Origin of the sequence: Amycolatopsis tolypomycina, from assembly GCF_900105945.1 — a bacterium.
In the GTDB taxonomy this organism is placed as follows: Bacteria; Actinomycetota; Actinomycetes; order Mycobacteriales; family Pseudonocardiaceae; genus Amycolatopsis; species Amycolatopsis tolypomycina.
Genome location: NZ_FNSO01000004.1, coordinates 1,189,248 through 1,202,597, shown reverse-complemented (window position 1 = coordinate 1,202,597; position 13,350 = coordinate 1,189,248). Strand labels below are relative to the sequence as shown.

General features: G+C 71.3%; 13 protein-coding genes. 7 read left to right on the top strand and 6 right to left on the bottom strand.

Features of this window, described 5'->3' with window-relative positions:
• Positions 1–51: 51 nt before the first annotated feature.
• The gene (locus BLW76_RS16270; protein WP_167384624.1) at positions 52–849 is read left to right on the top strand and encodes an alpha/beta fold hydrolase; all 798 of its coding nucleotides are present in this window, start codon (positions 52–54) and stop codon (positions 847–849) included.
• A gap of 35 nt (positions 850–884) precedes the next feature.
• Here BLW76_RS16270 and BLW76_RS16265 read toward each other — a convergent pair whose 3' ends face one another.
• A complete protein-coding gene (locus BLW76_RS16265; protein WP_091307988.1) occupies positions 885–2,087 on the bottom strand; it encodes a metal-dependent hydrolase family protein in 1,203 nt (400 codons plus the stop codon).
• A gap of 112 nt (positions 2,088–2,199) precedes the next feature.
• Positions 2,200–3,393: a M20 metallopeptidase family protein gene (locus BLW76_RS16260; RefSeq protein WP_091307987.1), complete on the bottom strand. Its 1,194-nt coding sequence runs from the start codon at positions 3,391–3,393 to the stop codon at positions 2,200–2,202.
• Positions 3,394–3,461: 68 nt separating this feature from the next.
• On the opposite strand from BLW76_RS16260, the gene BLW76_RS16255 reads away from it, so the two are divergent.
• Entirely contained in the window at positions 3,462–4,526 is a 1,065-nt protein-coding gene (locus BLW76_RS16255) for an Lrp/AsnC family transcriptional regulator (protein WP_244170181.1), read from the top strand.
• A 698-nt stretch (positions 4,527–5,224) separates the two neighbouring features.
• Here BLW76_RS16255 and BLW76_RS16250 read toward each other — a convergent pair.
• The 4 genes from BLW76_RS16250 to BLW76_RS16235 form a co-directional block, all read right to left on the bottom strand.
• A complete protein-coding gene (locus BLW76_RS16250) occupies positions 5,225–6,139 on the bottom strand; it encodes a hypothetical protein (RefSeq protein WP_091307986.1) in 915 nt (304 codons plus the stop codon).
• A gap of 43 nt (positions 6,140–6,182) precedes the next feature.
• Positions 6,183–7,604 (bottom strand): DUF1996 domain-containing protein, encoded by a 1,422-nt coding sequence (locus BLW76_RS16245; RefSeq protein WP_091307983.1) that lies wholly within the window; start codon positions 7,602–7,604, stop codon positions 6,183–6,185.
• A gap of 275 nt (positions 7,605–7,879) precedes the next feature.
• Positions 7,880–8,662 (bottom strand): zf-HC2 domain-containing protein, encoded by a 783-nt coding sequence (locus BLW76_RS16240; protein ID WP_091307981.1) that lies wholly within the window; start codon positions 8,660–8,662, stop codon positions 7,880–7,882.
• Positions 8,663–8,669: 7 nt separating this feature from the next.
• On the bottom strand, positions 8,670–9,224 hold the full coding sequence (locus BLW76_RS16235; RefSeq protein WP_091307979.1) for a sigma-70 family RNA polymerase sigma factor: 555 nt from the start codon (positions 9,222–9,224) through the stop codon (positions 8,670–8,672).
• A gap of 240 nt (positions 9,225–9,464) precedes the next feature.
• On the opposite strand from BLW76_RS16235, the gene BLW76_RS16230 reads away from it, so the two are divergent.
• The 5 genes from BLW76_RS16230 to BLW76_RS16210 are packed head-to-tail and all read left to right on the top strand — an operon-like array spanning position 9,465 to position 13,125.
• Complete coding sequence (locus BLW76_RS16230; protein WP_091307977.1) at positions 9,465–10,067, top strand: hypothetical protein; 603 nt, start codon at positions 9,465–9,467, stop codon at positions 10,065–10,067.
• The gene (locus tag BLW76_RS16225) at positions 10,051–10,848 is read left to right on the top strand and encodes a DUF4142 domain-containing protein (RefSeq protein WP_091307974.1); all 798 of its coding nucleotides are present in this window, start codon (positions 10,051–10,053) and stop codon (positions 10,846–10,848) included. The genes BLW76_RS16230 and BLW76_RS16225 overlap by 17 nt, the downstream gene beginning before the upstream one ends.
• On the top strand, positions 10,841–11,458 hold the full coding sequence (locus BLW76_RS16220; RefSeq protein WP_091307973.1) for a ferric reductase-like transmembrane domain-containing protein: 618 nt from the start codon (positions 10,841–10,843) through the stop codon (positions 11,456–11,458). The genes BLW76_RS16225 and BLW76_RS16220 overlap by 8 nt, the downstream gene beginning before the upstream one ends.
• Before the next feature lies 1 nt (position 11,459).
• Entirely contained in the window at positions 11,460–11,690 is a 231-nt protein-coding gene (locus BLW76_RS16215; protein ID WP_091307971.1) for a ferredoxin, read from the top strand.
• Positions 11,683–13,125 carry an NAD(P)/FAD-dependent oxidoreductase gene (locus tag BLW76_RS16210; protein WP_091307969.1) on the top strand — a complete coding sequence of 481 codons (1,443 nt, stop codon included), beginning with the start codon at positions 11,683–11,685 and terminating at the stop codon, positions 13,123–13,125. The genes BLW76_RS16215 and BLW76_RS16210 overlap by 8 nt, the downstream gene beginning before the upstream one ends.
• Positions 13,126–13,350: the final 225 nt, after the last annotated feature.

Below are 13,350 nucleotides of genomic sequence, written 5' to 3'. Positions count from 1 at the left end.
GGGGTCGACCACCACGCGGTCGGGTGAACAGGTTGTGCTTCACTTCGAGGCATGATCTCGGAAAGCCGTTGCCCGGTGGAGGACGGCGAGCTCCTCGTCCGCCGCGGCGGCGAGGGCCCGGCCCTGCTGCTCATCGCCGGCGGCACCGGATCGGGTGACGCCTACCGCGCGCTGGCGAAGCAGCTGTACGCGGACTTCACCGTGATCACCTACGACCGCCGCGGCCACTTCGGCAGCACCGACACGACGACGGGGCCGGTCCCGGTGGCGCGGCAGGCGGACGACGCACTGGCGGTCCTCGACCACGCGGCCGACGGCCCGGCGCAGGTGTTCGGCTCGAGCGCGGGCGCACTGATCGGCCTCGACCTCGTCGCCCGGCACCCGGACCACGTGACGACGCTGGTCGCCCACGAACCCCCGGCGGTCCACCTGATGCCGGACGCGGGCAGCTGGCTCGAAGCGGCGGCGGAACAGGTCCGGCTGGCCCGATCGGGCGAGCTGATGACCGCGGTGACACGGTTCGCGGACGCCATCGCCGGCGCGGCACTGCCGGACCTGCCGAACCTCCGCCTCCCCCACGAAGCCGACTGGATCCGGCTGTTCGACCGCGAGCTGACGGAGTTCTTCGACTACCTCCCGGACCTGCGGGCCCTGCGCAAGGCGAGCACGGAGATCTTCCCGGTGGCGGGCGAGGGCAGCCGCGGCCGCTACCACTACCAGCCGGCGAAGATCCTGGCCCTGGAGCTGGGCTTGCCGTTCACCGAGATGCCGGGGGCCCACCTGGCGCCACAGCGGAACCCGGCGAAGTTCGCCGCGGCGCTGATGGACCTGCTGAACCCGGAGCCCTGACGGACGACACGCGTGCTTGAACGGACGACACGGGGTCAGACGACCCGGATGCCGTCCTTCCAGACCTCCCGGATGTTCGACGCCAGCGCCGGGAAGTCGTACGGGTCCCCGGCCACCACCACGACGTCCGCCCGCAGGCCTGGCTCGAGCCGGCCCAGCTCGCCGTCCAGGCCCATCAGGCGGGCCGCCGAAGAGGTCGTCGACTCCAGGACGTCTCCCGGGGTCATGCCGCACGCCGCCATCAGGGCCAGTTCCTCCAGGTTCGTCCCGTGGGGGCCCACTCCGCTGTCCGTGCCCATCGCGATCCGGACGCCCGCCGCATACGCGCGGCGCAACGAATCCCGGTGCGCCTCCACCACTTCGCGCGCTTTCGCCACCACCGCCGCCGGGAGGTCGACGCCCGCGTCGGCCGCGCGGACCACGTTCACCGGGGCGATCAGCGTCGGGACCAGCCAGGTGCCGTGGCCGAGCATCAGCTCGATCGCCTCGTCGTCGAGGTAGATCCCGTGCTCGATCGAGCGGGCGCCCGCGCGGACCGCGTTCTTGATGCCCGCCGCGCCCTGGGCGTGCGCCATCACCGGGCGGCCCTGCATCGCCGCCTCCGTCACCAGGACGTCCAGCTCCTCCGGCGTGAACTGCGAGTGCCGCGGGTCGTCGCGCGGGGACAGCACGCCGCCGGTCGTGCACACCTTCAGCACGTCCGCGCCCGCGCGCAGCAGCGTCCGCGCCACCCGGCGCATCTCGTCGGGGCCGTCGACCGTCGTCTCCGGCCGGCCCGGGTGCGGCACCATCAGCGGGACGCACAGCCCGGACGGGTGCCACGCGTCGCCGTGGCCGCCGGTCGGGCTGATCAGGCCGATCGAGATCTGCAGCCGCGGCCCGGGGATCAGGCCGTCGTCCACCGCCTCCTTGATGCCGAGGTCCGCGCCCGCCGCGTCGCGGACCGTCGTGATGCCCAGGCCCAGCGTCGCCCACAGGTTCCGCGCGGCTTCGTAGAACTGGTAGGAGAACGGCTTCTGCACCCGCGACAGCAGCCCGATGTCCGACACCGTCACGTGCACGTGGCAGTCGAACAGCCCGGGCAGCAGCACCGTGCCGGCGCAGTCGACGCCCTCGTCGCCGTCGAGGTCCGTGCCGACGTCGACGATCCGGCCGTGCTCGACGACGACGTCGGCCGGCGCCGGATCCGCGCCGGTGCCGTCGAAGACCGAGCCGCCGGTGAACACCGTGCGCGTCACGCCGCCTCCTGCGAGGATTGCCGAGGACGAGGGCAACAGTACTCGCGAGCACAACCGGGCTGTGGCCGGTCCGGCTCGTCCCCTGTCGTCACTCCACTGTGGACCATCCGCCTCACCCGGCCAGCAGCCCGAGCCGGCGGACGGCGAGCTCGGCCAGCAGCGCGGCGCCGTCGCCGAGCACGCTGTCGTCGAAGCGGGCCCGCGGCGAGTGGTTGTCCGGCGCGGTCGCCGGGTCCGTGGGGCAGGCACCGAGGAACAGGTAGGCACCGGGAACTCGTTCGAGGACACGGGAAAAGTCCTCCGAACCGGTGATCGGATCGGCCATCTCGGTGAAGCGCTCCTCGCCGAAGACGTCGCGGATCGTGGCCGCCACGAAGTCGTAGGCGCCGGCGTCGTTGACCGTCGCGGGGTACTCGGGTTCGTAGGTGACGTCGATGTCGAGTCCGTGCGCCTGCGCGATGCCGCGGCAGACCTGCACCGCGCGCTCGCCCACCCGCGCCGCGACCTCCGGCGAGAAAGACCGCAGCGTCGCCTCGAACACGGCGTCGTCCGGGATGATGTTGCGCCGCGTGCCGGCGTGGAACGAGCCGACGGTGATCACGACCGGGTCGAAGACGTCGAAGGTGCGCGTGACCATCGTCTGCAGGGCGGTCACCATCTCGCAGGCGGCCGGGATGGGGTCGCGGGCGTCGTGCGGCGACGAGCCGTGGCCGCCGTCGCCCTTGACGCGGACTTCGAGCGCGCCCGACGCGGCCATCAGTGTGCCCGGGCGGGCGACGAAGTGGCCCTTCGCGTAGCTGGCGGCCGAGACGTGCAGGCCGTAGGCGGCGTCGACGGGCTTGCCGGACGCCGTCAGCACGCCTTCGTCGATCATGCGGCCGGCGCCGTCCCAGCCTTCTTCGCCCGGCTGGAACATGAAGACGACGTCGCCGGGGAGGTCTTCCTTGCGAGCGGCGAGCAGCCGGGCGGCGCCGACGAGACCGGCGGTGTGCAGGTCGTGGCCGCAGGCGTGCATGGCGCCGTCGAGGGTGGAGCTGAACTCCTCGCCGCTGGCTTCGGTGACCGAGAGCGCGTCCATGTCGCCGCGCAGGAGGACGGTGCCGCCGGGTCTGGTTCCCCGGAGGACCGCGGTGATCGAGGAGAGGTTCTTGCCCAGGGTGATTTCGAGCGGCAGGCCGTCCAGCGCGGCGAGGACCCGGTCCTGGGTGCGCGGCAGGTGCAGGCCGATCTCGGGGATCTTGTGCAGGTCGCGACGGAGGGCGACGAGGTCGTCGAGCAGGGCGGCGGCATCGGAACGCAGGGTCATCCGCCGATCATGGGAGTGTCGCGCACAATGGCCGGGGAAATCCGCAGAAACCACCGACACGAGGGCTGATGAGCGAAGAATCCGCCATGTTGGCCGAGCAGGACCTCAAACTGGCCGACGCGCTCCAGGCGGCGCCGCGGGCGTCGTGGTCGACGCTCGGCCGCGCACTCGGCGTGGGCGCGGTGACGGCGGCCCGGCGCTGGGACGCGCTGGTGGAGCGCGGGGACGCCTGGCTCACCGCCTACGCCGGCGGCGAGCTCCTCGAGCGGCTGGCACTGGCCTTCGTGGCGATCGACTGCGAGCCGGGGGCGGCGTTGCCGGTCGCTTCGGCGCTGGCGTCCGACGTCCACGTGGCGACGGTCGAGTACGTGGCGGGGCCGTGCGACCTGCTCGCCCACGTCGTCACGCCGTCGGTGCGGGAGCTGGGGGCGCACGTGGCGGGCCGGGTGGCGGCGGTGCCGGGCGTGACGCGCGTGCGGACGACGGTGTCGCCGCGGATGTTCACCGAGGGCAGCCGCTGGCGGGTGCGGGCGATTTCGCCGGGTCAGCGCGAGGCGCTGGCACCGAAGCCGGCCCGCCGTCGCACACCACTGCGGTTCGATGCGGCGGACCGGGCACTGATCTTGGCGTTGGGCGCGGACGCCAGAGCATCGGCGGCGGCACTGGCGGAGTCACTGGGCATCGGCGCGACGACGGTGCGCCGCCGGCTGGACGGCTTGCTCGGCCGCGGCGCGATCCGGGTCCGCTGCGAGATCGCGCGGTCGGTGTCACCGGCGCCGGTGACGGTGACGCTGTGGCTGCGCGTCCCACCGGACAAGCTGGAGACGACGGCCCGGTCGCTGGCGATGGTCCCGGAGGTCCGGATGTGCGCCGCGTTGGCCGGGGCGGAGAACCTGATGCTGGTGGTGTGGCTGCCCGCGCAGCAGGATTTGCTCCCGCTGGAAGCCGGGCTGGCGGCGAAGCTGCCGTGGCTGGAGATCACCGGCCGCGCGGTGACGCTGCGGAGCGTCAAGCTGATGGGTCGCCTGCTCGACGCGGCGGGCCGGGCGACGGGCCGGGTGCCGTTGGACTTCTGGGCCGCGGTCCCCGTGCCGGAGCACGGGGACCGCAGCGTTCACCGATCCGGGGGATGAGGGGGGTGAGGTGGAGGGAAGCATCCCCCGGGACCGGGGCACCGGGGTTCCGCAGGAGGTGGACCGGCCCGGTGACCGAGGGGCGGCCACCGGCCGGGGCCTGGGCGGAACTCACGTGATTCGAAGCGGAAGTCGTGTGGTTGGAGACGGATCTCGCGTGATTGGGGACGGATCTCGCGTGACTCGGGGCGGATCTCGCGTGATTGGGGAGGCGACTCGCGTGATTGCCGGGGCATCACTCGTGATTGGGGGGTCGACTCGCTGATCTGGAGGGTCGGCCGGCGGATCGTGGGTGGGGAAGGGTTCCGGCGCGGTGGATGGGGTGAGGTGGAGGGAAGCTTCCACCGGCCGGAACTCGCGGGCGGGAGCGACTCCCGCCTTTTCCTCCTTCGCTGATCCGGCTGGGCCGGATCGGTGGGTGAAGAATCCCGGCCCGGTGGACTCGGGGGGGGTGAGGTGGAGGGAAAGCGTCCACCGGGCCGGGGATCGGGTGCGGGGCAAGCCCGCCATCTCGGTGCGGGGCCAGGCCCGCGGTTTCCGTGCGGGAACGACTCCCGCGGTTTCCGTGCGGGAACGACTCCCGCGGTTTCGGTGCGGGAACGACTCCCGCGATTCTGTTGTGAAACAACCGGCCCGGCGGACTCGGGGGGGGGTGAGGTGGAGGGAAGTGTCCGCCGGGCCGGGGATCGTGGGGCGGGTCACTGCCCGCCGGATGTGGGGGCCAGTGCCTGCCGGATCTCCGGGCTTCGGGCCACCGGCTCGGCCTTGCAGCCGTTGGGCTCCAGGGCGTACCAGGCGCCGGCCGCTCCTTGGCCTGCTGCTTCGCCTGGCTCGTCTTCTTCGTGGGTGTACACCGGCCAGCCGCCTATTGTCACCTGGCTTGTTCCGTCCGCTCTGCGGATGCGGCCGATCAGGGCCGGGTCGATGCCCGCGGCCGTGGTCACTCGGCCGTCCGCCGGGAGCGGGGGCCACTGGGCCGCGCAGGCCGCGTTGCAGGTGGATTTTGCCGATCCCTTGCCGTCCTTGGTGAACAAGTACAGGGTGCGGCCGTCCGCGTCCGTGAGGATCTTGCCGAGACCGTCGACCTCGGCCGTCTCGATCGTGGCGGGGTTTGCCTTGGCGCCCGCCGGGGTGATCGGTGCCCAGTCCGCGCTGACGTCGCTGCCGAGCGCGATGCCCGGGCCGGTGTCCTTCGCGTACCGGTAGACCGGCCAGCCGCCGACCGTCACCTGCCTGCGGCCGTCGGGCCGGGTCACCGAGCCCACCAGCCCGCTGTCGACGCCGGCGGCGATCGCCGGGCCGTCGGACACCAGCGGGGGCCACGTCGTCGCGCACGGGCCGGCGCAGTTCGCCGTGGCCGGCTTGGCCGTGTCCTTCGCGTAGCGGTAGAGCGTGTGGCCTTCCGCGTCGGCCAGCACCGTGCCCAGCCCGTCCACTGTGGACGATATCAGCCGGGCGGCGGTGCCGGCCGGAACCGTGCTCGCCGGCTGCGCGCCGAGCACCAGCGGCTGACCGGCACCGGACGTGGCGTACGGGTTGGTCCCGCAGGCCGCGACCAGCGCGAGTCCGGCCGTGGCGAGCGGCAGCGCGGCAACCGGGCGAGCACGGTTCATCGGACGTTCTCCTTCCCGCGTTCGAAGTGATCGGACGGTGTCGTTATTCGGCGCAGGTCTTGCCGGAGTTGACGCAGTTGACCAGGCGGCCCATGATCTGCTTGCTCATCACGTTCGCGAAGTCGTCGTGGTCAGAACGCGGGTTGTGCTCTTCCTGCGCGAAGGCGTCCACTTTGTACTGCTTGTTCTGCTGGACGTCCTGCGGGATGTCGTAGACCAGGGTGACCTGCAGCTGGGGCACGTTCTTGAACCCCTGCGGGCACTTGCCCTGCTGGTCGGCGAACACGATGTGGCTGCGGTGGTCCGCGCTGTCGGTGTTCTTGCCGTCCCAGCAGTTCGGGAACGCGTGGATCCGCTCGACCTTGCTGCCCTGCGGGCAGATCGGGTACTTGTCGGTCAGCCGGTCTTCGAAGCCGGTGCAGGTCCAGCTGGGCCGGGCGTTCTTCGGGCCGTTCGTGCTCTGCTTGGCGTCACCGTAGAGGATCTTCAGCCCGAGCGGCATCGCGACGACCTGCTGCGCGCCACCGCCGATGAACTTCAGCTCCGCGGACTCCGGCTCGACGATCTCGCCGTCGTTGTCGCCGACCTCTTCGTTCTCGCCCTGCGGGCCGCCGAGCTCTTCCTCCTGCTGACCCTGGTTCTGGTTCTGCTGGTTCTTGTTCTTGTCCTGCTGGTTCTGCTGGTTCTGCTGGTTGTTCTGGTCCTGCTGCTGGTTCTGGTCCTGGTTCTGGCCGTCCCGGTTCTGGTCCTGCTGCTGGTTGTTCTGCTCCTGGTTGCGCTGACGACGCTGGCCGTCCTGCTGCTGCCCGTCGTTCTGGTCACCCTGCTGCTGGGCGCTCAGGCCCGCCCGGCCGCCGCCCTGACCCTGGCGCTCGCGCCGGTTCTGGTCCTGCGCGTCCTTGGCGTCCTGCCCGCTCTTGTCCTCCTGGACGTCGCCGGTCTTGCCCTGCTGGTCCTGCTTGGCCTTCTGGTTCTTGCCCTCGTTCGTCGCCTCGTCTTCCTTGTCGATGCGGATGACGGGCCAGAAGTACGCCGACTGGTCACCGTTCTTGCAGGTGGTGTCGCCGGCGAGCAGGCTCTTCAAGCTGGAATCGGCGTCGGTGGTCACGTTGCCGACGTAGTCGTGCAGGTGCTGGGCGCCGTTCTTGATCCCGGGCTGCGCGATGAAGTTGTCCGGGTTGTGGTGCGCGCCGTCCGCGTTCGTTCCACAGTCGACGGTGAACGAACCCTTCGCACCCTTGTTCTTCACAGCCGCGTTCACGTTGGAGCCGGCGGGAACCTTGTTGATGTCGATGTAGAGCGAGGGGTCCGCAGCGTCCGCGCTGGCTTCGCCCGTGCGGCCCGTGGTGACCGCGACAGCGAGCGCGCCGACGGCGATCGCCAGGCCGATCGCCCCCATCGCGATCTTGGTTCGGCGGGCAACGCGGTGTTTGCCCGTCACGGGGGGCCGAGAATTCCGGGCCATAGATCAGTTCACCTCGTTCGTTTTTCCGGGCGCGCGCCAACGGCGCGGCGGCCCGGGCAAGAACTACCGTTGAATGGAGCTTCAGATCGCTCGAAACCGGCGTCGGGATGGTTGCGGTTCCGGCTGTCGGGATGCATCGGGGGATGCATTGGGGGATACGGACATGAGCGCCCTGAGGTTCAAAAGCGACCGGCCCGTTATCTTTTCGTTATCTGCTGGCGCGCAACCGGACAGCATTGACCCAGGTCAGGGCGTTTCACCGAAAAGAAAGAGATTCAGCGCTGGACGACGACGAGGACCGTGCCGTCTTCGCCGCGGACCTCGAACCGGTTGATCTGGTCCATCGCCAGGGAGACCGAACCCTGCAGGCGCAACGGTTCGGGCGAGCCGGGGATGCCGAACCCCTTGGGCGGCACCGACCAGCTGGAGACGACGCGCTCGGCGCCGGTCTCCGGGATGGCGACCAGCTGGCACTTCACCGGCCCGACGATCCCGCGCAGCTCGAGCTCGACGCGGCTGCCCCACTCCACCGGCAAAACGGTGATCAGGGCGCTGACGGCGGACCCGCCGCTGCCGCGGCCGTAGGTCTGGCCGCCCCCGGGCTGGCCCTGGGCACCCCCGGGCGGCGGGGTGGACGTCGCCAGGACGCTCGGCGGCGGCTGCTTGGTGCTCGGGGCGGCCAGCGAGGCAGGCGGGACGGCGTCGGCCGGCCGGACCGCGAGGGTCACCAGCGGGCCGGCGATGACGGCCGCCGCGGCCGCGGCCCCGGCGAGGATGCCGATCCGGCGACGGCGGCGACGCTTCACCGCGGCCTCTTCCATGAGGCCGCGCAGCACCCGCGGGCCCGGCGACAGCGTGCGCGGGCTGGGCGCCGGCATCGGCGGCTCCGGCCAGCTGCGCTTCACCAGGTCGAGGACGTCCGGCAGCTGGTAGAGCTCGATCAGGTCGAGCTGGCAGTGCGGGCAGTTCATCAGGTGGGCTTCGAACTGGGAGTTCTCGGCCTCGCTGAGGACGCCGAGCACGTAGGCGGCGACGTCGGTGTGCGGTGATCCGGCCACGCTCAGTTCACCCCCGCTCGCGCAGGGCACGGCGCAGGGCGCGGACGGCGTGGTGGATGCGGGACTTGACGGTGCCCGGGGGCACCCCGAGGGTCGCCGCGACCTCGTTCACGGTCCGATCGCGCAGGTAGGTCTGCTGGATGGCCTCCCGCTGCTCGGGCGAAAGGCCCTGCAGCGCCTCGTAAACGATCATCGCGGCGAGCGTCCGGTCCGATTCGTCGGACACCGCGATCGCGTCGGATTCGATCTCCTCGAGCTCCTGGGGCCGGACGCTGCGGCTGCGCCAGCCGTCGATCACGATACGCCGGGCCACCGTGAACAACCAGGCACGGAGCATCTCCGGCTGGCGGTCGAGCTTGTCGGCGTTGCGCCACGCCTTGATCAGGGTCTCCTGGACGACGTCTTCGGCCCACTGCCGGTCGTGCCCGGTCAGCCGCAGCGCGAACGCCATCAGCGACCCGCCGAATTCCTGGTAGAGCGCCTTCGCCAGATCGTCGTGGCCGTCGCCGGGCTCGACGACTTCCTGATCGACGGATCTCAGCGCTCGGGTGTGCCGTCCCACGCGGGACATCCTGGTGGGCCGGACGGCCTACGTCCAGTACTTCCGGCACGCAAACCGGGGACAAAACTTTTTTGAACCGTTTCCGGACCGTGTCCGTATCCCCTACCGAAGACCCCGACCAGGCGTTGTCCCCCGCAACGCTCCGCATCCACTCCGGACCGAATGTCCACTGTGGATCTTTCGCGCCCTTTTCCGTTGCACTACCGGCAACAGCGCGTAGTCATGCCCCACGGAGGAGCAGTGATCCGCATTCCCCGCCCGGTGGTCCCCGCCGCCGTGTGCCTCACCGCACTCGCCTTGCTCACCGCCTGTACCGCCGGCGCGGCCACCACGGGTGGTGGTTACGCGGCCGGCGGCGCCGCCGGCATGCAGATGCCCGGCATGCAGCAGCAGGGGCAGGTCGTCCTGCCGATGCCGCAGGGCATCACCGCCGACCCGAACAACCCGGCGAAGAGCCAGCTCAGGGGCGCGAGGACGTTCGACCTCGGGCTCCTGCTCGTCGACGGGACCGGCTACACCATCTACCGGTACGACCGGGACACCCCCAACCCCTCGCGCTCGAACTGCACCGGTGCGTGCGCGACCAAGTGGATCCCGGTCAAGGCGGGCGGCAACCTGCCGCCGGTCGACGTCGACCAGTCGCTGATCGGCGAGATCACCCGCGACGACGGCAGCCAGCAGCTCACCCTCGCCGGGTGGCCCCTCTACCACTTCACCGGCGACCAGGAACCGGCCGACACCTCCGGCCAGGGCCTCGACCAGGCCTGGTACCCGATCGCGCCGGACGGCAAGAAGATCACGCTGACCCAGGACGAGTGGAGGCAAAATGCGTTCGGTCTCTGATCTGGCCGGGTTCGACTTCGATCCCCCGTCCGTCCTCGAGCGGTCCCGGCCGCTGGTCCGGATCCTCTTCGTCGTGGCGCTGGTGCTGGCCCTGCTCGCCCCGGGCTCGGCCTCGCTCGCCCAGACGGGCTCGACCGCGATCTCCGACACCGACGCGGTGCTGCTGACCAAGGTCCGCCAGGCCGGCCTGTGGGAGATGCCGTCGGGCATGATGGCGATGGAGAAGGGCAGCCCGATCGTCCAGAAGGTCGGCTTCGCGATCATGATGGACCACGGCCGCCTCGACGTGGCGACCCGCGCCCTCTCGCAGAAGCTGAACTCGCCGGTCCCCGACCAGCCCTCCGAGGAACAGCGCGGCTGGCTCGCCGAGCAGATGGCCGCCGCCCCCGGCCCGGAGTTCGACCGCGTCTTCGCCAACCGGCTGCGTGCCGCGCACGGCGCGGTGTTCGCCGTCCTCGCGCAGCTGCGCGCCGGCACCCGCAACGACGACGTGCGGGCCTTCGCGACCGTCGGCAACCAGGCCGTCATGCGGCACATGACGATGCTCGAGAGCACCGGCATGGTCGACTACACCGCGCTGCCCGCCCCGGTCGTCTCGACCACCGCGGCGCCGACGGGGATCCAGCTCGGCCTCGACACGTCGCAGATCGCCGTGGTGGGGGCACTGTTCCTGCTGCTCGGCGGCGGGCTGTTCTACGGGCTGCGCCAGATCAAGAGCAACCGTGGCCGCGCCAGGACGTCCCGGCCGGCCGCTGCGAGAACCGGGGGTAGCCATGGTTGAGACCTGGCACGACGCAACGATCTTCCTCACCCAGCAGTTCCAGCCGAAGACCGACCCGGCGGCCCGCGGCCTCGCGGCCTTCGCCGCCCGGACGTCCTACGGGGCCGCGATGCTGACGCTCACCTGGGGCGTGCTCACCGCGACCGGCTGGATCCGCTCGGTCACCGGCCGGAAGGGCCTGCGCAGCACGCACATGGTGCTGGCCACCGCGACGATCATCTTCGGTCTCGTCCACGCGCTGGGCTTCACCTACCTGACGGTCCAGCCGTACAGCTTCGCCTACATGTTCATCCCGTTCGGTTCCGGGCAGGAGGCGCGCCACATCGCCGGCATGGTCGGCTTCGAGGTCATGTTCGCCATCTTCCTCACCGCCGGCCTGCAGCGCTTCACGTCCTACCGGCGCTGGCTGTGGCTGCACCGCTGCGCGTACCCGGCCGTCGGCCTGATCGCGATCCACTCCTGGTTCGGCGCCATCGCGAACGGTCACCTCTCGGTGACCTGGCTGGGCGGCATCACGCTGCTCGTGCCGGCCGTGACGGTGTCGATGCTGCGGTTCATGCCGGCCCGCACGCTCGAGCGCATCGGCCTCGTGGAAGAACAGGTGGCCTGACATGCCTTTCCGCTTGCCCGGGGCCGGCCCCCGGATCAGCGTCGACAACGACCGGTGCGAGCTCTACGGCATCTGCGCCATGGAGGCACCGGACGTGTTCGACCTCGGCCAGGACGGCCGCCTGCGCTTCCACACGCGGCTGCTGGACGAAACCACCATCGAACAGGCGAAGATGGCCGCCCGCTGCTGCCCGATGCAGGCGGTCGTGATGAGAGGGGACCTCGATGGCTGACGGCGACCGGATCGTCATCGTCGGTGCGGGCGTCGCCGGGCTGCGTGCCGCGGAACGCCTCCGGGAACAGAAGTTCGACGGCGAGATCGTGCTGATCGGTGACGAGGCCCGGCGGCCCTACCACCGGCCGATGGTCTCCAAGGCGCTGGTGATGGGGACCGAACGGCCCAGCGACGTGGGCCTTTCGCACTACCTGCCGGACCTCGACGTGCACTGGCGGCTCGGGGCACGGGTCACGCACCTCGACACCACCGAGCGGGTCGTGCACCTGCCCGGCGGCGAATCCCTCTGGTACGACGGCCTGATCGCCGCGACCGGCGTCTACCCGCGGCACCTGCCCGGGGCGCCGCGGCACGACCCGCGGGTGCGGATCCTGCGCACGGTCGAGGACTCGATGGCCGTGCGGCGCTGCCTCAACGCGAGCAAGAAACCGGCCGTCGTGATCGGCGCCGGCCTGATCGGCAACGAGTTCGCCGCGAGCATGCGGCACATCGGCCGGGACGTCACCCTGATCGGGCACGCGAAGGCGCCGCTGCACCGCTTCGGCGAGGCCGTCTCCAGCGGCATCGTCGAGGAGCACCACGAGCACCGCGCGAACCTGGCGATGCGCAGCGAAGTCCGGCACTGGATCAGCACGAAGGACACCGTCGGGCTGCACCTGACGAACAACCAGCTGCTGGTCGCCAGCGTCGTCGTGCTCGCCATCGGCAGCGTCCCGTCGGTCGACTGGATGCGCGGCTCCGGCCTCGACATCAGCGACGGCGTCCTCTGCGACTCGAAGCTGTTCGCCGAGGGCGCCTCCGACGTCGTCATCGCCGGCGACATCGCGCGCTGGCCGAACCTGCGCTTCGACGAGACCCCGCGGCGGGTCGAGCACTGGATCAACGCCGTCGAGTCGGCCCGGCACGCGGCGGACAACCTGCTCGCGGGCCGCTCCAGCGCCGTGCCGTTCACCCCGCTCCCCCGCGCCTGGTCGACGCTGTACGACACGCGGCTGCAGATGTGCGGGATGCCGTCGCTGGCCGAGGACACCGTGTCGCTGGCCGACGGCATCACCGGCTTCGTCCGCGACGGCAGGCTCATCGGCGTCTCGTGCTGGAACAAGCCGCGGGCGATGCTCGACTGGATGCTCGAGCTGGACCGGCGTCTCCCCGCGCCCGACTACGTGCCGGAGCCGGAGCCCGCGCCCGTCGCGGAGGTGCCCGAGGTGCCCACGGTCGAGCCGTCGCTCGCCGCGCTGGCGGCCGACGTGCCGCCGGAGTTCGACAGCGGCTTCGACCACCAGGCCTTCGAGCGCGAGTTCGAGAGCGAGTTCGCCAACGACATCCCGACGACGGCGTTCCCCGCGCAGTCCCTGCCGGCCCCGCCGACCACGGCGTTCGCCGCGCAGCCCGGCGCGGCGCTGCCGACCATGGCCATCCCGATGGGGAGGTAGAGAAAAGCCGGGACGGGGCTGCGCGCGGCGGCCTCCGTCCCCTTGCCGGCCACCACGCCCCCTCCGCGGCTGGGTGGTGTGGTGGCCGGCCCCAAACGTCCCCCAGCCCGCCTCGCGTCCGTAGAACCCCGGTCGGGGTCGCCAGACCGAGCGCCCGGCGGGCCAGGAGAAGGTCATCCCGAGGGAACCCGACGCCCCCGGGGTGACCTTCTTCCGGCGCACCGG

Excerpts from the sequence above, each read along its gene's own strand:
- BLW76_RS16255 (WP_244170181.1), top strand. The coding sequence starts at position 3,462 with ATGAGCGAAGAATCCGCCATGTTGGCCGAGCAGGACCTCAAACTGGCC.
- BLW76_RS16245 (WP_091307983.1), bottom strand. The coding sequence starts at position 7,604 with ATGGCCCGGAATTCTCGGCCCCCCGTGACGGGCAAACACCGCGTTGCC.
- BLW76_RS16220 (WP_091307973.1), top strand. The coding sequence starts at position 10,841 with ATGGTTGAGACCTGGCACGACGCAACGATCTTCCTCACCCAGCAGTTC.
- BLW76_RS16215 (WP_091307971.1), top strand. The coding sequence starts at position 11,460 with ATGCCTTTCCGCTTGCCCGGGGCCGGCCCCCGGATCAGCGTCGACAAC.
- BLW76_RS16225 (WP_091307974.1), top strand. The coding sequence starts at position 10,051 with ATGCGTTCGGTCTCTGATCTGGCCGGGTTCGACTTCGATCCCCCGTCC.
- BLW76_RS16270 (WP_167384624.1), top strand. The coding sequence starts at position 52 with ATGATCTCGGAAAGCCGTTGCCCGGTGGAGGACGGCGAGCTCCTCGTC.
- BLW76_RS16210 (WP_091307969.1), top strand. The coding sequence starts at position 11,683 with ATGGCTGACGGCGACCGGATCGTCATCGTCGGTGCGGGCGTCGCCGGG.
- BLW76_RS16260 (WP_091307987.1), bottom strand. The coding sequence starts at position 3,393 with ATGACCCTGCGTTCCGATGCCGCCGCCCTGCTCGACGACCTCGTCGCC.
- BLW76_RS16250 (WP_091307986.1), bottom strand. The coding sequence starts at position 6,139 with ATGAACCGTGCTCGCCCGGTTGCCGCGCTGCCGCTCGCCACGGCCGGA.